General features: G+C 30.5%; 23 protein-coding genes. 7 read left to right on the forward strand and 16 right to left on the reverse strand.

All coding sequences use genetic code 11. From position 1 onward, the window contains the following. Nucleotides 1-9: 9 nt before the first annotated feature. Nucleotides 10-1,050 carry a tRNA 2-selenouridine(34) synthase MnmH gene (gene mnmH / locus HA145_RS04600; RefSeq protein ID WP_209128061.1) on the reverse strand — a complete coding sequence of 347 codons (1,041 nt, stop codon included), beginning with the start codon at nucleotides 1,048-1,050 and terminating at the stop codon, nucleotides 10-12. Between the two features lie 33 nt (nucleotides 1,051-1,083). Between mnmH and HA145_RS04605 the strand changes: the two genes are divergently transcribed. Both HA145_RS04605 and HA145_RS04610 read left to right on the forward strand, forming a co-directional pair. Continuing rightward, nucleotides 1,084-1,803, forward strand: coding sequence for a GUN4 domain-containing protein (locus HA145_RS04605; RefSeq protein ID WP_209128062.1), 720 nt, complete (start codon nucleotides 1,084-1,086; stop codon nucleotides 1,801-1,803). Between the two features lie 48 nt (nucleotides 1,804-1,851). Beyond that, entirely contained in the window at nucleotides 1,852-2,286 is a 435-nt protein-coding gene (locus HA145_RS04610) for an ATP-binding protein (protein ID WP_209128063.1), read from the forward strand. On the opposite strand, the gene HA145_RS04615 is transcribed toward HA145_RS04610, so the two are convergent. From HA145_RS04615 to glnA, 3 genes are all read right to left on the reverse strand, one after another. Beyond that, nucleotides 2,265-2,528, reverse strand: a complete 264-nt coding sequence (locus tag HA145_RS04615; RefSeq protein WP_209128064.1) for a DUF6439 family protein — start codon at nucleotides 2,526-2,528, stop codon at nucleotides 2,265-2,267. The two genes, HA145_RS04610 and HA145_RS04615, sit on opposite strands and share 22 nt — an antisense overlap. A 12-nt stretch (nucleotides 2,529-2,540) precedes the next feature. Next, the gene (locus HA145_RS04620) at nucleotides 2,541-3,596 is read right to left on the reverse strand and encodes a class I SAM-dependent methyltransferase (RefSeq protein ID WP_209128065.1); all 1,056 of its coding nucleotides are present in this window, start codon (nucleotides 3,594-3,596) and stop codon (nucleotides 2,541-2,543) included. Nucleotides 3,597-3,698: 102 nt separating this feature from the next. After that, nucleotides 3,699-5,120, reverse strand: coding sequence for a type I glutamate--ammonia ligase (gene glnA, locus HA145_RS04625; protein WP_025944030.1), 1,422 nt, complete (start codon nucleotides 5,118-5,120; stop codon nucleotides 3,699-3,701). 214 nt (nucleotides 5,121-5,334) lie between these two features. On the opposite strand from glnA, the gene HA145_RS04630 reads away from it, so the two are divergent. Continuing rightward, on the forward strand, nucleotides 5,335-6,519 hold the full coding sequence (locus tag HA145_RS04630; RefSeq protein ID WP_209128066.1) for a pyridoxal-phosphate-dependent aminotransferase family protein: 1,185 nt from the start codon (nucleotides 5,335-5,337) through the stop codon (nucleotides 6,517-6,519). Here the strand turns inward: HA145_RS04630 and HA145_RS04635 are convergent. Then, nucleotides 6,494-7,006, reverse strand: a complete 513-nt coding sequence (locus HA145_RS04635; RefSeq protein WP_209128067.1) for a nucleoside deaminase — start codon at nucleotides 7,004-7,006, stop codon at nucleotides 6,494-6,496. The two genes, HA145_RS04630 and HA145_RS04635, sit on opposite strands and share 26 nt — an antisense overlap. A gap of 43 nt (nucleotides 7,007-7,049) precedes the next feature. On the opposite strand from HA145_RS04635, the gene HA145_RS04640 reads away from it, so the two are divergent. Continuing rightward, the gene (locus HA145_RS04640) at nucleotides 7,050-8,441 is read left to right on the forward strand and encodes a pyridoxal phosphate-dependent decarboxylase family protein (RefSeq protein WP_209128068.1); all 1,392 of its coding nucleotides are present in this window, start codon (nucleotides 7,050-7,052) and stop codon (nucleotides 8,439-8,441) included. Beyond that, nucleotides 8,438-8,575: a hypothetical protein gene (locus tag HA145_RS04645; protein WP_209128320.1), complete on the forward strand. Its 138-nt coding sequence runs from the start codon at nucleotides 8,438-8,440 to the stop codon at nucleotides 8,573-8,575. The genes HA145_RS04640 and HA145_RS04645 overlap by 4 nt, the downstream gene beginning before the upstream one ends. Here HA145_RS04645 and HA145_RS04650 read toward each other — a convergent pair. The 5 genes from HA145_RS04650 to pyk are packed head-to-tail and all read right to left on the reverse strand — an operon-like array spanning nucleotide 8,568 to nucleotide 14,127. Beyond that, a complete protein-coding gene (locus HA145_RS04650; protein ID WP_209128069.1) occupies nucleotides 8,568-10,067 on the reverse strand; it encodes a GTP-binding protein in 1,500 nt (499 codons plus the stop codon). The two genes, HA145_RS04645 and HA145_RS04650, sit on opposite strands and share 8 nt — an antisense overlap. A gap of 4 nt (nucleotides 10,068-10,071) precedes the next feature. Further along, nucleotides 10,072-10,527 (reverse strand): signal peptidase II, encoded by a 456-nt coding sequence (lspA, locus tag HA145_RS04655; protein WP_209128070.1) that lies wholly within the window; start codon nucleotides 10,525-10,527, stop codon nucleotides 10,072-10,074. Continuing rightward, complete coding sequence (locus tag HA145_RS04660; protein ID WP_209128071.1) at nucleotides 10,527-11,096, reverse strand: biotin transporter BioY; 570 nt, start codon at nucleotides 11,094-11,096, stop codon at nucleotides 10,527-10,529. The genes lspA and HA145_RS04660 overlap by 1 nt, the downstream gene beginning before the upstream one ends. Nucleotides 11,097-11,111: 15 nt before the next feature. After that, complete coding sequence (locus tag HA145_RS04665; RefSeq protein ID WP_209128072.1) at nucleotides 11,112-12,344, reverse strand: ABC transporter permease; 1,233 nt, start codon at nucleotides 12,342-12,344, stop codon at nucleotides 11,112-11,114. Beyond that, nucleotides 12,337-14,127 carry a pyruvate kinase gene (pyk, locus tag HA145_RS04670; protein WP_209128073.1) on the reverse strand — a complete coding sequence of 597 codons (1,791 nt, stop codon included), beginning with the start codon at nucleotides 14,125-14,127 and terminating at the stop codon, nucleotides 12,337-12,339. Before pyk ends, HA145_RS04665 begins: the two co-directional genes overlap by 8 nt. A gap of 61 nt (nucleotides 14,128-14,188) precedes the next feature. On the opposite strand from pyk, the gene HA145_RS04675 reads away from it, so the two are divergent. Further along, nucleotides 14,189-14,518 carry a nucleoside triphosphate pyrophosphohydrolase family protein gene (locus HA145_RS04675; RefSeq protein ID WP_209128074.1) on the forward strand — a complete coding sequence of 110 codons (330 nt, stop codon included), beginning with the start codon at nucleotides 14,189-14,191 and terminating at the stop codon, nucleotides 14,516-14,518. 2 nt (nucleotides 14,519-14,520) lie between these two features. Here the strand turns inward: HA145_RS04675 and HA145_RS04680 are convergent, their stop codons facing one another. The 3 genes from HA145_RS04680 to ilvA all read right to left on the reverse strand — a co-directional run bounded on the left by HA145_RS04680 (nucleotide 14,521) and on the right by ilvA (nucleotide 16,952). Next, nucleotides 14,521-14,799, reverse strand: coding sequence for a YggT family protein (locus tag HA145_RS04680; RefSeq protein ID WP_002807500.1), 279 nt, complete (start codon nucleotides 14,797-14,799; stop codon nucleotides 14,521-14,523). Between the two features lie 38 nt (nucleotides 14,800-14,837). Further along, entirely contained in the window at nucleotides 14,838-15,344 is a 507-nt protein-coding gene (scpB, locus tag HA145_RS04685) for an SMC-Scp complex subunit ScpB (protein WP_209128310.1), read from the reverse strand. A gap of 66 nt (nucleotides 15,345-15,410) precedes the next feature. Then, nucleotides 15,411-16,952 (reverse strand): threonine ammonia-lyase, biosynthetic, encoded by a 1,542-nt coding sequence (gene ilvA / locus HA145_RS04690; protein WP_209128075.1) that lies wholly within the window; start codon nucleotides 16,950-16,952, stop codon nucleotides 15,411-15,413. A 116-nt stretch (nucleotides 16,953-17,068) separates the two neighbouring features. Here ilvA and dxs point away from each other — a divergent pair, with 116 nt between their 5' ends. After that, nucleotides 17,069-18,958, forward strand: coding sequence for a 1-deoxy-D-xylulose-5-phosphate synthase (dxs, locus tag HA145_RS04695; RefSeq protein ID WP_209128076.1), 1,890 nt, complete (start codon nucleotides 17,069-17,071; stop codon nucleotides 18,956-18,958). Nucleotides 18,959-18,977: 19 nt separating this feature from the next. Here dxs and psaK read toward each other — a convergent pair whose 3' ends face one another. The 3 genes from psaK to HA145_RS04710 form a co-directional block, all read right to left on the reverse strand. Continuing rightward, entirely contained in the window at nucleotides 18,978-19,238 is a 261-nt protein-coding gene (gene psaK / locus HA145_RS04700; RefSeq protein ID WP_011818394.1) for a photosystem I reaction center subunit PsaK, read from the reverse strand. 66 nt (nucleotides 19,239-19,304) lie between these two features. Next, nucleotides 19,305-19,640 (reverse strand): DUF3593 domain-containing protein, encoded by a 336-nt coding sequence (locus HA145_RS04705; RefSeq protein WP_209128077.1) that lies wholly within the window; start codon nucleotides 19,638-19,640, stop codon nucleotides 19,305-19,307. Continuing rightward, nucleotides 19,633-19,938, reverse strand: coding sequence for a DUF2499 domain-containing protein (locus tag HA145_RS04710; protein ID WP_209128078.1), 306 nt, complete (start codon nucleotides 19,936-19,938; stop codon nucleotides 19,633-19,635). Before HA145_RS04710 ends, HA145_RS04705 begins: the two co-directional genes overlap by 8 nt. Nucleotides 19,939-19,941 lie beyond the last annotated feature (3 nt).

Here is a 19,941-nt window from a genome sequence, read left to right on the forward strand (position 1 = left end):
GTAATTATTTTATAAAACATTATTTATTAACTCTAGGATACTTTCATCGTATTTTTTGTCGGTTAAATCTAATAACTTTATATTTGTTTTACCAACCTTTTCATATTCATAACACTTATCGTAATAATCTAGAACTGATCTGCAAACTAAGTCCCATTTCTCATTATTAATTGATTCAAGAGCTATTTTTGTTCTTTGCGGTCCTAATCTTTTTTTTATCCTTAATACAGATTCTTGAAGTTCCTCCTTCTTAAAAACACTATAAGTATCTATCAACTCATCTAACCTGTTAGATTCGCTCCTTAAAATTTCAATTCTTCTGGAGTTTTTCATCTGTTTGAAGAATTCATGAGGAATTTTGCATTTACCTATATTTGCACTTTCAGCTTCTACAAAAATATTATTAGAACATTTAAAAGAATTTAATTTTTCTGCAATTGTATTTTCAAATTGCTCATTTGAAGGTTGTTCATTCATTCCTAAACCTCCAAATGTACTTCCTCTATGACAAGCAAATCCTTCAAGATCAATAGTTTGATATTTATATTTCTCTAGTAATGATAATAATCTTGTCTTCCCAGTTCCTGTCTTTCCGCCAATAACTACTATATTTAATTTTTTTGAGAAACTATCTAATACCCATCTTCTATATATTTTGTATCCTCCATTAAGTGTTATTGGTTTTAATTTATATTTTTCTAGTAGCCAAGCAATGCTTTGTGAACGCATTCCTCCTCTAGAGCAATATATTCTGATAAAAAATTCATTATTTTGATTAGGATTAGTTTTATAAGACTCAATACTCATGAATAAATTATCAAGAAGTAATTCCATTTTTTTTTCAAAAAATTTTAATCCCTTTATAACAGCTTTTTTTCTTCCTTCTTTTTTATAAATCGTTCCAATTATAGATCTCTCATCATTATCAAATAATGGAATGTTAATAGAATTAGGCAGGTGTCCTTTATAATATTCACTCGGGCTTCTAACATCTATAAGTGGTCCTTTAAAACTTCTAAATTTCTCTAGTGCTTTTCTTTTGAAATACATGGATAGTTTTTATTTTATAGATTGATTTTTAAAATGAATAACAAAGAACAAGATAACTATAATAACGTTACATTAGACCTTGTAAAAAAATTTGTAGAATCCAATCAAAGAAAAAGAATAAATTCATTAAATCAAATAGAATCTGAAGTCGAAAATATTTTTAATCTTGGACCTTCATTGTTTGATATCTTTGATAGTGAAGGAGATGACTGGGCTGCTGGTTGGATATTGCAAGTTTTAAAAAAATTCAAGCCTGAATTCTTTGAAAACTCTAGATTTAATAATTGGTTTAATACATATTCAGATATTGATATTAATTATGAAGATTTGCAATTGATGTTGGTTGAGCAAAATTTTGAAGAGGCAGATAGATTAACAAGTTCCTATTTAAGGAAACTAGCTGGTAAATTAGCTGAAAAACGTGGATATGTTTTCTACAGTGAAGTTAAGAATATGTCAGGTAAAGATCTAAAAACAATAGATAGATTATGGACTATTTATTCAACTGGTAGATTTGGATTCTCAATTCAGGCAAAGATATTAAAATCAGTAGGAAAAAAATATGAATTAATGTGGCCGAAAATAGGTTGGAAAAAAGATGGCTTATGGACTAGATATCCTGGATCTTTTTGCTGGTCATTAGATGCTCCTGATGGACACATGCCTTTAATAAATCAACTAAGAGGAGTAAGACTTATGGATTCCATCCTACGACATCCTGCTATTGCAGAGAGACATAATAATATTCTTTAAATTTAGGTATTTAATAAGTTAAAATTAAGACAGTATCAAAATATTATTATGTCCTTATTTCGGGGCAAAAATATTTTAAAAAAGTTATTTAAAAGGCCAAAAATTAACTGGTCAAACTACGAATTCGAATCATCATTAAAGTTAAATGAATTTGTCGATCAACTTTTAGAACCTATTGAAAATTCTCAATCAAGCTATCTTATAAAACTTGGTTTACATGAAGCGTTAGTTAATGCAGTAAAACATGGAAATAAATTAGATCCTAAAAAAAATATTAGAGTTAGAAGAATAATTACTCCTAATTGGTGTGTTTGGCAAATTCAAGATCAAGGCAATGGTTTAGAAATAAAAAAAAGAAACTACAAATTACCAAAAAAAATAAGTAGTGTAAGTGGCCGTGGCCTGTACATAATTAATGAATGTTTTGATGATATTAGATGGAGTAGTAAAGGTAATAGACTTCAGTTAGCTTTAAAAAGGTGATTTTTACTAGGGCAAGGTTGATCTACGTTTATTTCTTTTAACCATTTAATACTTTCTTCTATATATTCAATAGTTTCGTTCTCATTACAAGAAATAATTAAATGACATAATCCCGCCGAAATTAGTTCTGCAGATCGTTTATATTTATTTCCTTTATCTTTATGCCATTTAGAATGATCTATCTTTAATTTGTCATTAAGACTTTGAACAAGCTGAATAGTATCTTTATCCCAATAGTTCATAGAATTTTTTATTTACTTTACAGCAGACCATACTTTGGTCATAAAAAAGGAATTTGATTTTACACTTTTAAACCCTACCTCCTCAATTTTTGAGTCTATATTCTCTTTTATGTAATCACAATAAAAAGGCTCATGAAAAGATTTATAGAAGTTTTCCATTATGGATGTAAAGTCAGGTGAATCACTTATTTGAATTGAATCAGCTATTACTAATATCCCCCCAGGTTCAAGAACTCTAAAAAATTCATTTAATACTTTAGCTCTAACTGTTCTAGGTAATTCATGAAATAAGTAAACACAAGAAATGCATTGAAAACTATCATTTTCAAAAGGTAATTCTTCAGCATTACCTTTAATCAAATGAATTAAATCTCCATCTAAATCTGAAATATATCTACTTGCCTCTTTTAAGTATGAATCAGATAAATCTATTCCTGTAATTCTTTCTTTAGGAAATGCGGCTCTTAATTGTTTTAATGTTCTTCCTGATCCTGTAGCCACATCAAGTATTTTTATAGAACTTTTTTTTCTATCGCTAAAAATTTCAAGTCCTTCTTTTATTGGCTTAATAATTCTTCTCCTCATTGAGTCAGCACTTCCATTAAAAAGTATCTCTACTTGTAGGTCATAAATGCTGGCTGAAAAATCTGATAAATAACCATCTGTTTGATGATGAAAATTTCTCAAGTAATATTGAGGATATTTATCTTTATCAATAGATTTTGGAAGATCATCAAAGTTTTGTTTTCTGCGTCTATCCCATGTATTTGGCATATCGAGCCAAATTTTAGGATATTGAGTTAGATATCTAAGCCATGGCTCATCAAACAATAATTTTTTTGGATATATATTTTTTTCTGCATCATTCCAATCTTCTTCTCTTAAAGTATCCATTGAATTTTGGATTTGCATTAGAAGATCCTTATCTAGATCAAAGTTTTCAAGCTTCGAATCGGGAAGAATAAAATTCATTAATCTTGAACTGATCTGCTTGTGAGCAAAACCTGCGATGCTTTTACTTTGCTGTAGCGTTTTATATGCAATTTTTGAAAAAGATTCCCTAGCCATTTTTCAGTTTATATATCTATATTCCAACAAAAAAAAAATCAATTTGAGAATATTTTGTGATATTTCTCAAATTGATTAATTTAAACTAATTTGTTTTTTTAGTTATGCATCGTAATACATGAAGAATTCATGTGGATGAGGCCTTTGTCTTAGTTGTTGTACCTCTTCGTATTTTATATCGATAAAGTTATCAATAAAATCTTCAGTAAATACTCCACCAGCTAATAGATAATCCTTATCTGCTTTTAGCGCATTAAGCGAATCATTTAGAGATGAAGGTACTGTATCAATTTTTGCAAGTTCATCAGCTGGAAGTTCAAATAAATCTACATCTACTCCATCACCAGGATCAATTTGATTTTTAATTCCATCAATACCAGCTAGCATCATTACAGAAAATGCTAAGTAAGGATTTGCGAGTGCGTCACCTGATCTGAATTCTAATCTTTTAGCTTTAGGGCTTGGACCTGTTAAAGGTATTCTTACAGCCGCTGATCTATTACCCTCCGAATAAACTAGATTTACAGGTGCTTCGAATCCTGGAACCAATCGTTTATAACTATTTGTAGTTGGGTTTGTAAATGCTAAGAATGATGGTGCATGTTTAAGTATGCCTCCGATGTACCATCTTGCTGTTTGAGATAAATTTGCATATGCTCCTTCACCAAAAAATAGTGGCTGCCCACTCTTCCATAAACTTTGGTGAACATGCATTCCTGTTCCATTATCGTTAAATACAGGCTTGGGCATAAACGTTGCAGTTTTTCCATATTTTTTAGCAACATTCCTGACAACGTATTTATAAGTCATTACGTTATCAGCAGAATTTATTAACGAATCGAATTTCATTCCAAGTTCATGTTGACCCGCACCAGCAACTTCATGGTGATGCTTTTCTGTGGGTATGCCTAATTCACCCATTAAAAGTAGCATTTCAGATCTGATATCTTGGGCAGTATCATTTGGAGAAACTGGGAAATAACCTTCTTTGTATTGGATCTTGTATCCTAAATTTCCACCTTCTTCATTTCTTCCTGTGTTCCATGGAGCTTCAATTGTATCTACACTGTAAAAACAGGAACCTTCTTTTGAGTCGTATCTCACGTCATCAAATAAGAAGAATTCTGGTTCTGGTCCAAAAAATGCTGTATCAGCAATCCCAGTAGATTCTAGGTACTTTAAAGCCTTTTGAGCTAAAGATCTTGGGCATCTATCATAAGGCTCACCACTTCTAGGCTCTTGGATAGAGCAAATCATACTTAGAGTTTTATGTTTATAAAAAGGATCTATCCATGCTGTACTTGCATCAGGAACCATTGACATATCGGAAGCATTAATAGCTTTCCAACCTCTTATTGATGAACCATCAAATGCTAAACCTTCTGTGAATGAATCCTCTTCTATCATGTCTGATGTAAGAGTTAGATGCTGCCATTTACCATGAATATCTGTGAATTTCAAATCGATGAGTTCAATTCCTTCGTCTTTAATTTGACTTAAAACATCTTGTGGAGACTTAGACATAACATTTGTAATACCTTATATGAAATTAATAACTTGATGATTCTTATTATGTATCAACCGTAACTTTTTTGAAGACTAGATGACTTCTTTCAGTGTTTCAAGTTATAAGTTTAATAATTGTTTACTTAAATATTTAAATTGAATTAATTTCTTTAAATAAATATCGCTTATGTGGAGATATTAGTCTAATTTAAAAGTAATTGAATGTAATGCTTTGACAGAAGCAAAACTAATTTCGGCTTTAAACGAAGAGAATCTATCTCATTTATCAAAGACTTATGTTCCCTCAAGACTTTTATTAGGTCCTGGTCCATCAAATGCACATCCAGAGGTATTAAAAGCTCTATCGCTAAATCCAATTGGTCATTTAGATGAAGCATATATATCATTGATGTCTGATGTACAACAACTCCTCAGATATACTTGGCAGTGTAATAATCGACTTACTCTCCCAATGAGTGGTACAGGTAGTGCTGCGATGGAAGCTTCTATAGCTAATTTTATTGAAGAAGGAGAAAAAATTCTAATTGCTAAAAAAGGATATTTTGGCGACAGACTTGTTGATATGGCGACTAGATACAAAGCTAAAGTTGACGTTATGGAAAAACCTTGGGGTGAGGCTTTCTCTTACGATGAAATTAAATATGAAATAGAGACTAAAAAACCTGCCATATTTGCTATTGTTCACGCAGAAACATCGAGCGGTGTTCTACAACCCCTTGATGGGATTGGTGATATTTGTAGAGAAAATAACTGCTTGTTTTTAGTTGATGCAGTTACATCTCTTGGCGCTATAGAATTATTGATTGATGAATGGAAAATTGATCTAGCATATAGTTGTAGTCAAAAGGGTTTAAGTTGTCCACCAGGATTAAGCCCCTTTACTATGAACATAAGAGCTGAAGAAAAACTAAGTACAAGAAAAACAAAAGTTCCCAACTGGTATTTAGATTTATCTCTTTTAAATAAATATTGGGGTTCTGATCGTGTTTACCATCATACAGCCCCAGTAAATATGAATTTTGCTATTCGTGAAGGTTTACGATTAATTGCGAATGAGGGTTTAGAGAATGTTTGGAATAGACATAACAGTAATGCAAAGAAATTATGGAATGGTTTAGAAAGTCTTGGAATGGAATTACATGTATCAGAGGATTATAGATTGCCAACTTTAACCACTGTTAAAATACCTCCAGCAGTTGATGGAGAAGGTTTTAGAAATCACCTCTTAAGAAAATTTGGAATAGAAATAGGAAATGGACTTGGAGAATTATCTGGTAAGGTTTGGCGAGTAGGACTAATGGGTTTTAATTCATGTGATGAGAATGTTGATAGATTATTAAACCTTTTTGATACTGAGCTAAAGAAATTTTCTATTTTTGAGTCCTCAACTTTTTAAACCATATCCTTAAAATTTGACTACATTCATCTTCTAGAATCCCTCCAATTACTTCCATTTTGTGATGCGAACTTACATGTTTTGATAGGTCAATTGAGCCACCCAATCCACCTCTTTTGTTATCGTAAGCTCCAAAAATAACTTTACCCATCCTCGCTTGAATCAGAGCTGAGGAACACATCGTGCAAGGTTCTAAATTAGTGATAATAGTACATTCATTAAATCTCCAATCATTTTTTATTAGAGATGCCTGTCTAAGTGCCATTATCTCAGCATGACCTAATGGATCTTTATTTATATTCCTCTTATTTACCCCTCTACCAATACATCTTTCTCTCTCATCTAAAATTATTGAGCAGATTGGTAACTCAACTTTTCCAATTTCTTTTGATCTTCTTAATATCGAATTCATCCACGTAGTGTATTTTGAATTATTTATTTCTTTTTTATCTTTATTACTATTTCCATTTTTAAAAATATAACTCATTTACAAATATTGAGAATAAACTTATTAATAGATATCTTATCTGATGACTGAAGATCTAATTAATAATAAAGATATATACTTCCCTTCCCATTTAGGGACTAATGACAAATTGATAACTCTTCTTAATAGAGCAAGTCGAACACTTTGTGACTGGTTTTCTAAAGCGGATAAAAATGGTCCATTACCTTTTGATGAGAATTTCAAGTGCATTATGCCTGAGGAGGATGGTAACTCTACAGAAGATTTGTTTTCAGAGATTGAATCTCTTTTAAATAATTCATTTAATCCCGTTCATCCTGGCTCACTAGCTCACCTAGATCCCCCACCTTTAATTTTCTCTATTTTAGGAGATTTAATTGCTGCTGGTTTAAATAATAATCTTCTTGCTTACGAGTTATCTCCTAGTGTCACATTGCTAGAGGAATCATTATGTAAATGGTTTGCAATGAAGATAGGGTTTAATGATTCCTCAGGAGGTATAGCCGCTAGTGGAGGTACTTTAAGTAATCTGAGTGCACTCATAGCTGCTAGGAATACTGCCGGATTAGGTTCAAATCCTAACTCTGTATTACTTGTTAGTGAAGATGCTCATTCTTCCTTCATTAAATGTGTAAGAATAATGGGTCTTGATTCTAAAAATCTTGTCAAGATTAAAACTGATAATCAAGGTCGTATGGATATAAACAATCTCAGAAAAACCTTAACTAAATGTACAATAGAAAATAAAAAAATTTTTGCTATTGTTGCCACCCTTGGAACAACTGTAAGAGGAGCCATTGATCCTATTAAAGAAATAAGTGAAATATGTAAAGAAAAAAATATATGGTTACATATCGATGGCTCAATTGGAGGGGTATTTGCTGTAAGTTCTATTCCGATAGAAGGTTTAAATAATATTAATGAGGCTAATTCGATAACGATAAATCCCCAAAAAATAATTGGCATAACAAAGACTTCTTCCTTGTTATTGGTTTCTAATATGAATACTCTAGTAAATACCTTCTCTACTGGGCTACCATACATATCATCTAAAAAAAATATTATAAACAGAGGAGAAATAGGAATACAAGGTTCAAGACCCGCAGAGGTTATAAAACTTTGGCTTGGGTTACGTTTTTTAGGACTGAATGGAATTGAAGATATATTAAAATCATCAATTCAAAGAAAAGATTATTTTATAAAAAATATTAGTAAAAATAAATTTGAAATATATTCTGGTCCTTTACATATTGTTTCATTTCTTCCAAAGGGACTTACAGCAAAAGATACAGATTTATGGACTCAAACTAAAGTCGATGAACTTATGAAAAATAATTTTATGCTTTCTAGGCCAATGTTTAAAGGAAAATATTATTTACGTGTCGTCATGGGCAACTACAATACAAAAGATTCTCATATTGAAGAACTTTTGAAATATTTAAATGCTTATCAATGAATATCGGTAGACCAAGAATTATTGCGATAGTAACAGGTTTTATATCTATAGCCATTTGCATTGCTTATTTAGTTTTAATAACTATATTTGATTTCAGAACTTATCTAAATGATCAGTTATCAAATATTACATAGGAAATGGTGGCAATCTTTTATTTGAATTAATATACTTATTTATTTCAATTTTTGAAATAGCTTCTTTTACGAAGTTATTTAAAATGTCCTCTCTCTTACTTATTTTGTATATCTTATCTACAACCTCCTGAATACCTCCATCTCCCCAATCTTGTCCATTTTTAAAATATTCAATCAAACTAAGTCCTACTATTCTTATTAACCAGCCTGCTGTAATTGATTGTATCGATTTAGATATTATTATTTTAGTCAAACTTGTAGCTAAAGCAGGAGAAAGAATTGCAAGACCCCCTTTTAGTATCCCTTGTTTAGCCAAAGCGCTCAGCAATGATTTCGATAAATCTTTTGCATCTTTTTTAGTAAGTTTTATTTCATATATCTTTGATAATTCCATTATCATTTGAAGATTAACTGATGTAGTAGTAAGGAAATCTACAGCAGGAAGTGGATTAACTAGTATTACTCCTCCTGTTATCCACATATATTTTTTAATAACTTTATTTGACATTAAATATCTTTGTTCTTTTAAGAAATTTTTACTTTTAATACCTAACTTATTTGAGCGAAAAAGTATATTATCTGCCAACAACTCCTCACCATCATTATCGAGCGTTTCAATTATTTCTTTAAATAAACTTCCTACCTCTGGAATCAAAATTAGGGCATCCGACTTAATATAAGTAGATTGTTGTGGTGCTGCAATGGTTTGAACAATTGAAATATTATTTTTTCTAGCGGAAGTTATAGAACTTATATTTTCTTTGATGAGATTATTTTCATCTTTAGACCTTAAATCACATTTATTTAGTACTATTATTATCTTTTTCCCTATATTTAATAACTCTTTAATTAAGTAGTTTTCATATTTATTTATGTCTTGATCTAAAACAAAAAGAACTAAGTCAGAATTAGATGCTTGTAAAATTGTTGTTTTTTCCCTTTCTTCGCCTATTTTTGATGGTTCAAATAATCCTGGAGTATCAATTATATTAATGTTTCTTTTCAAGATTGGGATACGAATTTTATAGCTATTAATTTGCTTTGTCGTACCTATTTTTGCGGAAGTTTGTCCTACAATATTTTTCACTAAAGATCTTGCTATTGATGTTTTTCCTGAAGAACCTGCTCCAAAAAGAGTAACTTTATAATCTCCTGTTTTTAGTTGTGACTCTAGTTTATTTTTTTGATAATTTAATAATTCAACTTTTACTTGATCGTTAATTTTTTTGTTTATTTCCTTGACACCTTCTAAACTTATCTTGGCAGCACCATATGTATTTTTAAATGAAAGTGTGTTCTTTTTATTTTTGAATATTACTTTATAAACAATTTTTTTAAATAATTTTTTATCTATATTATAAAAAATATACATAGTTATTATTAAAAATAAAAGCGTATAAATATTTATTATTCTTATTAATATCGTAAATAAAATATATAGAAATAATATAATGATAAAATATTTTGTATATTTTAATTTTAAGTAGTTCATCTTATCATTTATTTTTAAAAATGCCGTAAAGTAAAAAAATAAAACCAATATTAATAGATATATCAGCAATATTAAATACTGGAAAATTTATAAAATTTAGATTTATAAAATCAATCACATAACCTTTTAATATTCTATCCATTCCATTACCAATTGTTCCCCCAAGAATAAAGCTATAAGATATTAGATCATAAATTTTTAATGACTTTTTTCTTAATATTATGTAAGTAAGTAATATTGAAAAAATAATACTTATGAAAGATAAAAATATTCTATTACCACTATAAATGTTAAATGCCGCCCCATAATTTCTTACGAAGTCTAATCTAAATAAAAGGAAATCTTTATTTATAACCGTTTTATAATTATAAAGCATTAAATATTTCGTTAATTGATCTATCAGAGTAATAAAAATACTGAAAGATAAAAAATATAGTTTTGTTTGTATCTTTATAATCATTATTTGCTCTTTTTTAAAAGTTTAATTGGTTTAATTAGTAATAATAGTGGTAAAAGCATTAAAAAATGATATCCAATTTTCCCAAAAGAGTATTTTCCTAAATTATATAAAAATATATTAAATTGACTGTAAAATATAATTTGTATAAGGTTGTAAAATATTCCGGTTAAATGCATAGCACATATTGCAAAAAAACCTTTTATTAAAAAGTTGCCAACATTTAATTTATTTCTATTATTTAAATTATTAATAATTTTGATTAATGGATATACACCTAATAAATAACCAAAATTTGGAGTGAGTAAATATCCTATTGAACCTCCTTGATGAAAAACGGGAGCTATAAATAACCCAAAAAAAATATATATAGAAAATGCTATGAATACAATTTTTTTATGAAATATAAGTGTTAGAAGGATTAATGTTGGAATTTGCCATGTAATGGGTATCTCAAAATTATTAAAAGATTTATTGATAAATTGTAGAGGAATATGAACAGGCAGCATTGTTGATATTACTAGTGATTGAAGACACACCAGTATCTCAATTAATTTATAAAAATTGAACATGATTATAAATTTTATTTATAAACTTCTCAATGCAACAATAGGATCTAATTTAGAAGCTCTTTTTGCGGGTAAAACTCCAAATATTAAGCCTATTGATCCTGAAATGATCATGGTGGAAAAAGTTGTAGTAATTCCTACAGATGCAGGAAGAGGGGTTATCAGAGATAAAAGAAAAACACCTGATAATCCTGTTGATGTACCTATTAATCCTCCAATTGTAGATAAAATCAATGCCTCAATTAAAAATTGAATTAATATATCTGACTGTTTAGCTCCTATTGCTTTTCTAAGACCAATTTCTTCCGTCCTTTCACTAACAGAAACGAGCATAATATTCATAATGCCTATTCCTCCAACCACTAGAGATACTGCACCTATACCTGCTAATAAAAAGGTAAGTCCACTTGTTATGTTAGTAACTATATTTAACGCATCTTCTTGTGATCTAACTGCAAAATCATCATCTCTTATTATTTTATGCCTTTGTCTTAATAAGTTAGTAATTTGAAATTTAGCGGCACTGGTCGCATTTTTATTTATTGCTTCCACACTAATGAAACTTAAACTCACACCATATGTTGGATCCTTCCCTGTAATCCTATTTACCATAGTGGTTAATGGAATATAAGCATTTTTATCTTGATTACTTCCAAATACAGCACCTTTTGGTTTTAATATTCCGATAATTTCATAAGTATGATCTTTAATTCTGATTTTTTTTCCAAGTGATGAAGATTTATCTTTAAAAAATTCATCTTTAAGATCAGGACCAATTACTACATAACTTCTTGCACTATTAACATCACTTTTAGATAAAAATCGTCCTTTATCTACTTCAAAGCTTCTTACATCAAGAAATTCAGGAGTAACTCCTGCAATTGATATATTTAAGCTTTTAGAATTTGATTGCACAATTTCATTAGCAGAGATTTGAGGGGCAACTTTTTTAACTGTGGGAACTTGATTACTTATTGCTACTGCATCTTCTAAAACAAGGTTTTTAGGAAATGAAATGCCTCTTCTTCTTGTGTCATTGTTTCCAGGAACAATGAATAAAACATTTGCACCTAAATTACTTAATTGGTTTTTAGCTAATGTTTGAGCTCCTCTTCCCAGTCCAACAAGTGTTATAACTGATGCATTTCCTATAATTATCCCCAGCATTGTTAATGAACTTCTCAATTTGTTTGATACTAAGGTTTTTGTAGCCATACCTAAGGCTTCTTTTATTGAGATTTTCCTAGACATATTTATATTTATCTATTGCATCGTCATCTTCAATTTGCCCCATGTATATAACACCCTCATTAAGCTGTAATGTAATAAGGTCTCCATTACTAATTTGATGATTATCTATATTTTCTAAATTACAAATTGTAGAAATCTTTTTTTTATTTTTGTTATAAAAAGCGTAAACATCATCTACATTTTTATTCGTAACAATACCCGCAATATTTTTACTGAGGGGAATCTTTTCCATTAATTCATCTGGAACAAATATTATTTCTCCAGGACAAATTAACGATATATCAAGATTATTTTTTATTATCCTTGCTTTTCCTGTTACACCGATTTCCCCTATTGAAATTCCTCTTGAAACAATCTTCCTGACTAAACCGACTTTTATTAAATCTGTAGATCCGCTAATACCAGTTAATGTACCTGCAGTTTGAACTACTAAATCTCCTTGATTTAGAATCCCCATCTCCTGTGCAATTTGCATCGCTAAACTAAAAGTCTTTGCTGTTCTTTCATCATTTTTAACTACTATGGGAGTAACTCCCCAAACAAGTTGTAGTCTTCTCGCTACACTCCTCTCTGTAGTAGTTGCCAAAATTGGTGTTGGTGGTCTGAATTTACTTACATTTCGAGCAGTAGATCCTGATTTTGTTAAAGGTATGATGGCTCCTGCTTCAAGTTGTCTAGCTATATTACTTACTGCAGCACTAATAGCATTTGGGATGGTACTTGGTAAGTGGCTTTCAATAGCTTTAAGTGGATAATCTCTTTCAATTCTTCTAGCTATGGTTGCCATCGTTTCTACAGCCTCTACAGGATAATCTCCTACTGCTGTTTCGTTTGAAAGCATTACAGCATCTGTTCCATCCAGAATTGCATTGGCAACATCACTAACTTCTGCCCTGGTTGGTCTTGGATTAGAAGCCATAGAATCAAGCATTTGAGTCGCTGTAATTATTGGGATACCTAATGAATTAGCTTTAGTTATTAATTGCTTTTGTAAAAGAGGAACTTCTTCAGCAGGCATTTCTACTCCCAAATCACCTCTAGCAACCATAACTCCATCACATAAGGGTAAAACAGTATCAATTTGATCAATTGCTTCAAATTTTTCGATTTTTGCGACTACAGGAGTTGAATGTCCATACTTGTTTATTAAATCTTTTATCTCATTTATGTCAGATGGATTTCTTACGAAACTTAGGGCTATCCAATCAACGCCTTCAGATAAACCAAATTTTAAATCTTCCTTATCTTTTTCTGTTAATGCTTTTACTGATAATTGAACGTCTGGGAAGTTAACACCTTTATTATTTGAAAGAACCCCCCCTACAGTAACAAGACACTCTAAAAGGTTTGCCTTTATGTCTACTTTTTCTACAATCATTTCTATTTTGCCATCATCTAAAAGTATTCTTTTCCCTTCGCTAACTTCATGAGAAAGTTTGTCGTAAGTCACATTAGCAATAGTATTTGTACATTCAACTTCATTCGATGTCAGTGTAAATTTATCACCTTTCTTAACTTTTACTGGACCATCTTTAAATCGCCCTAATCTGATTTTAGGTCCTTGAAGATCTTGTAATATTCCAATATCTATTTCTAATTTTTTTGAAACTTCTCTTATAGTTTTTATTCTAGAAGCATGATCTTTATGATCTCCATGTGAGAAATTTAATCTGAATGTTGTTACCCCAGCTTTAATTAAATCTGTAATTATCTCTTCAGTTTGAGTTGCAGGGCCAATAGTTGCTACAATTTTTGTTCTTCTTTTTAAATCAATATTCGACATATATAGATAATATTGCTAGATATAAATAAATTTACCATACCCAAAGTTAGTTATTTAAGTCATGGATTTTAAAACTTATCAGAAAAAAGCTAGGGAAACAGCTCAATATCCAGATTTAGGCTCAAATAATATTTATCCAACTCTTGGTTTGGTTGGAGAGGCTGGAGAGGTGGCAGAAAAAGTAAAAAAAGTTATAAGAGATAAAAATGGAATATTTGATAACGAATCAAAATTAGCTATTAAGAAGGAGTTAGGAGATGTTTTGTGGTACATCTCTAATCTTTGCACAGAATTAAATTTCAATTTAGAGGATGTCGCATTGCAAAACCTTGAAAAATTAAAGTTGAGAGCTGCTAAAGGAAACATTAGCGGCTCTGGTGACGACAGATAAATTCAGCTATACCCTAAGCTTGCATACTGAAGATTTGTAATTAAATTTTGAATAACATTTAAAAGTAAAAAAGCTAACAAAGATGAAATATCAAATCCACCTATTGGAGGGATAATACCTCTAAAAATGTTTAAATATGGATCTGTGATGGAAGTTAATGCAGATAGAACACCATTACTCCAATCAATACCTGGGAACCATGTAAGTAAAATTCTTATTATTAATATGAAAGAATAAATTGATAAAGTTTGGCCCAGAACTGCAAAAATCTCAGATAACATTATCCAATTGTAATTTTTTTTATTCTAACATTTACTTATTATTGCTGCTTATTATTGCGATTTCCTATTTTTGAGAGATATTCATTACTAACAGCAAAAGTTTGAAAAAACTTTTCTGATAATGATAACCAATATGATCTACCATCTTTTTGCTTCCGTTTAACAATAAACTTCTTTTCTATTAATTCTTTAATATGATCATAAGCTCCTGAACCTCGTAGAAGTATAAGATCCGATTGAAGTATCTTTTTTTTGATTGCGATGGTTGCCAATGTCCTTAATTCTGATGTTTTTAAATCAGAAGGAAGTAAATCATCTACGAATTCATTAAGATTAGATTTTAGTTCGAGACAAAAACTATTGTTAACTTCATTTAATTCAATAGCTGAGTTTGGATTAGAGTATTTATTTTTTAAATCTGTAATTGCATCATTTAATGAGTTGATATCAGAATTAGTAATCTCTGAAAGATCCTTTTTTGTTATTGGTCTGCCTTTCAAATATAGAACAGCTTCAACTTTAGTAACTAGATCTATATCAGATATTTGGTTGGTATTAAGATCAGATTGATTGATTTTTATTACCGAAATCTTTCCTAATTTACCTTAAATTTAATCTGTTGCACCAAGGAATAATTTATATGTATCGTTTTGAGTTTCATCCCAGAATTTATAGCCTAGAATTTTTACAAATTTATTCCACTCTAAAATTTCATTTCTATCGATTAAAACTCCAATAACAATTTTCCCTACATCAGCACCGTAATTCCTGTAGTGAAAAACGCTTATTGACCAATTTGATTTCATATTATTTAAGAAGTTTATTAATGCGCCAGGCCTTTCAGGAAACTCAAATCTGTATAAAAGCTCAACAAAGTTTCTATTATCCATTTCTTTAAAATTCCTTGGTAATCTTCCACCTACCATATGTCTGAGATGATTTTTAGATAATTCATCATCGCTTATATCAATAAATGAGTAATCCGAATTTTTAAATACATTCAAAAGATTTTTTTTATCATTTAAACCATATACTTGAACTCCTACAAAGATCTGAGCATTCTTAGAATTAGACATCCTATAGCTAAATTCAGTTAAATTTCTATTATCAAGTAATTTACAAAAATCTATTAAACTTCCAGCACGTTCAGGAATTTCAACAGCCATCATTACTTCTTTACACTCTCCAAGTTCTGCTCTTTCAGCTACAAATCTAAGTCTCTCAAAATTCATATTTGCACCACATGCAATCGCAACCATTTTTCTATTTGAATGGTTCGAATTTAAAATATCTTTTTTCATCCCTGCAATTGATAATGCTCCTGCGGGCTCTAGTATTGATCTAGTATCTTCAAAAACATCTTTTATAGCAGCACATATTTCATCAGTATTAACCCTAATCATCTTATCTATATATTTTCTACCAATATCAAAAGTATTTTTACCAATTTTTTTAACCGCTACACCATCTGCAAATTGACCGACAGAGGGTAATTCTACTATTTTTTCTTCTTCCAAGGATTTTGTCATAGCATCTGCATCTTCAGGCTCTACTCCAATTATTTTTACTTCAGGCCATATTTTTTTAACATATAATGATATTCCTGATATCAATCCACCTCCACCTACAGCAATATAAATTGCATAAGGTTTGTCATTAAGCTGCTGCTCAAGTTCAATAGCTATAGTTCCTTGTCCTGCTATAACATCCGGATCATCAAAAGGATGAATAAAGCATAAATTTCTTTCATTGCTAATCCTTATTGCTTCTTTGTAAGTTTCATCATAATTATCGCCATATAATATAACTTTTGCTTTCAAATTTTTTACTGCATTAACTTTTACTATAGGTGTTGTAATGGGCATTAATATGGTTGCCTGGCAATTTAACTTAAGAGCACTAAGTGCTACCCCTTGAGCATGATTGCCGGCGCTTGAAGTGATTACTCCCTGAGCAAGTTCTGAATTACTAAGCTTACTCATTTTGTTATATGCACCTCTTATTTTGAATGAAAATACATCTTGAAGATCTTCTCTTTTAAGAAAAACTTCATTATTTAGTGTTTTACTTAAATTATGAGCTTTGTCTAGCGGTGTTTTTTTTGCTACTTCATAGACTTCAGCTTGAAGTATTTTTTCAAAATAATCATTCATATATATATTTTTAGCATTAATTATTAATCTAATAAAACATTACATGATCTATTTCAAAAAAAATACTCATTTTGCACCTCGACGTTTTAGATTATATAGATACCAATATTTGTTAAATGCTTTTAAGTGAGTTAAGTCATCCAAATCAACTTCATGGCTTAACAGTTTCACAATTAGAGGAAATTGCTTGTCAAATTAGAGAAAGACATCTTCAAGTAGTATCTACAAGTGGTGGACATCTTGGTCCTGGATTAGGTGTAGTTGAGCTTACACTGGCTTTATATCAAACTCTTGATCTTGATTCCGATAAAGTTGTCTGGGATGTAGGTCATCAAGGTTATCCTCATAAATTGATAACAGGACGTTTCAGTCAATTTGATTCCCTTAGACAACAGAATGGAGTAGCTGGATATCTCAAAAGAAGTGAAAGTAAATTCGATCATTTTGGAGCTGGACATGCAAGCACATCTATTTCAGCAGCTTTAGGAATGGCAATAGCAAGAGATAGAAAAGGAGAAAATTATAAATGTGTCGCAGTTATTGGAGATGGAGCATTAACTGGAGGAATGGCATTAGAAGCGATAAATCATGCAGGTCATTTACCAAATACTCCTTTAGTTGTAGTTCTAAACGATAATGATATGTCTATTTCACCTCCAGTTGGAGCCCTTTCTTCATATTTAAATAAGGTAAGAGTTAGTCCCCCATTGAAATTTTTGTCCGATAGTGTTCAAGAAAGTGTAAAAAATATTCCATTAATTGGTAAGGATATTCCAGAAGAACTAAAAAATATTAAAGGAAGCGTTAGACGTCTAGCAGTGCCAAAGGTTGGAGCTGTTTTTGAAGAACTTGGATTTACATATATGGGTCCAATTGACGGACATGACATTGGAAATTTAGTTAATACTTTTAACGCTGCTCACAAACTTAAAAAACCTGTCCTTGTCCATGTTGTTACAACAAAAGGAAAAGGTTATCCATATGCAGAAGCTGATCAGGTTGGATATCATGCACAATCAGCATTTGATCTAAGAACTGGGAAATCTATTCCATCTAAGAAACCTAAACCTGTTAGTTATAGTAAGATATTTGGTCAAACCTTATTGAAAATATGTGAACAAGATAGCAAAGTTGTTGGTATTACAGCAGCAATGGCTACAGGGACTGGTTTAGATATATTGCAAAAAAATATTCCAGATCAATATATCGATGTAGGAATAGCAGAACAACATGCTGTTACTCTTGCGGCAGGAATGTCGTGCGAAGGTCTTAAACCTGTTGTAGCTATTTATAGTACTTTTCTTCAACGAGCATTCGATCAATTAATTCATGATGTTGGTATTCAAAATTTACCTGTATCGTTCGTACTTGATAGGGCTGGCATAGTTGGAGCTGACGGTCCTACTCACCAAGGTCAATACGATATCAGTTATATGAGATCTATCCCAAATTTTGTATTGATGGCCCCTAAAGATGAATCTGAATTACAAAGAATGTTAATAACTTCAATTAACCATAATGGTCCTACTGCTCTAAGAATACCAAGAGGATCAGGATTAGGGGTGGCTGTAATGGATGAGGGTTGGGAACCTTTGAATATAGGAGAAGCTGAAATACTTGAAGAAGGAGAAGATATTTTAATTATTGCTTATGGATCAATGGTTGAATCAGCTATTGAAACAGCGAGTATCTTAAAAAATATGAAAATTAATGCATGTATTGTTAATGCAAGATTTGTAAAACCTCTAGATAAAAATCTTATTATGCCTTTAGCAAGAAGGATTCAAAAAGTTGTAACTATGGAAGAAGGAACCTTAATAGGTGGATTTGGTTCTGCAATAGTTGAATTACTTAACGATAATGAAGTAAACATTCCTGTATACAGAATAGGCATACCAGATGTTTTAGTTGATCATGCTTCACCTGACCAGAGCAAAGAAAAATTAGGTCTTATGCCTGATCAGATGGCAGATAAAATTGTAAAGAGATTTAAGTTAAATAACTAAAAATTTAATAAATAAATTTTTATAAAACACCACGTGAGGCTAATCCTAAGATTGCACCAATTCCGAAAATATGTCCTAGGCAATTAGCACCTACAACTGAAGCGTGACTTAAACCACCATAGAATTTTGAATTAGGTATTTCAAAACCTTCATTAGGTTTTCTTATTGTTGCTCTAGCAATTGCATAAGCAAAAACATTACATGCAATCATTACGACGGCACACTTTGGAGACCAAGAAAAAGTTGCTGGATCTGCAGCTGCAAATAATGTAGTAAACATAAAAAATTGTTATTTTTATATATTCTCTAATACTTTTACCTAAAAAACACAAAATTGTAAAAGGTCTTAAGAGTTGTTTACTTCTAAGCTATTTAATAACTTGATAAATCCATACAAAATAACAAAATCACTAAGAGTTAAGAAGGATTCTGCAAAACCATGCAGGAAATCAATCTCAACAAGGGTTTTATCATAGTAATTTAGTGTAAAGATAGATACCAATATAGTTATGAATACGAATAAAACAGTTAAGGAAAAACCTGTTTTTACAATATTATTAACAGACTTGATTTTATATAGGTAAAACAAAAATATTGCATATGGAATTATTGATACTGCGAACAATAATGTGTTATCAATAGAACCTAATTCTTCTATAAATTTAAAAAACAAATCATTCATAAGTCTCTTTTTCTCTAATAAAAATCTTTATTGCAGCTAAGGCTAATGTTGAATTTCCTATAAATGTAAATATTCCTTGAAGTGATACTAGACCATAAAGATTTTCTTGGTTGTCATAGATATGCCATGTGATCGCACACATAGCACCTATTAAGTTTGGGACCATAGCGAGACTTAACCAAAAAAATAAATTATATTTTTTATATGTTGAAATTTTGTTTATGACTAATATGGCAAAAATCCATTCAATTACTGATGAGATATGTATTAACCAAGTTCCAAATGATAATTCGTGCAAAAT

Origin of the sequence: Prochlorococcus marinus XMU1411, from assembly GCF_017696075.1 — a bacterium.
Taxonomy (GTDB): Bacteria; Cyanobacteriota; Cyanobacteriia; order PCC-6307; family Cyanobiaceae; genus Prochlorococcus_A; species Prochlorococcus_A marinus_V.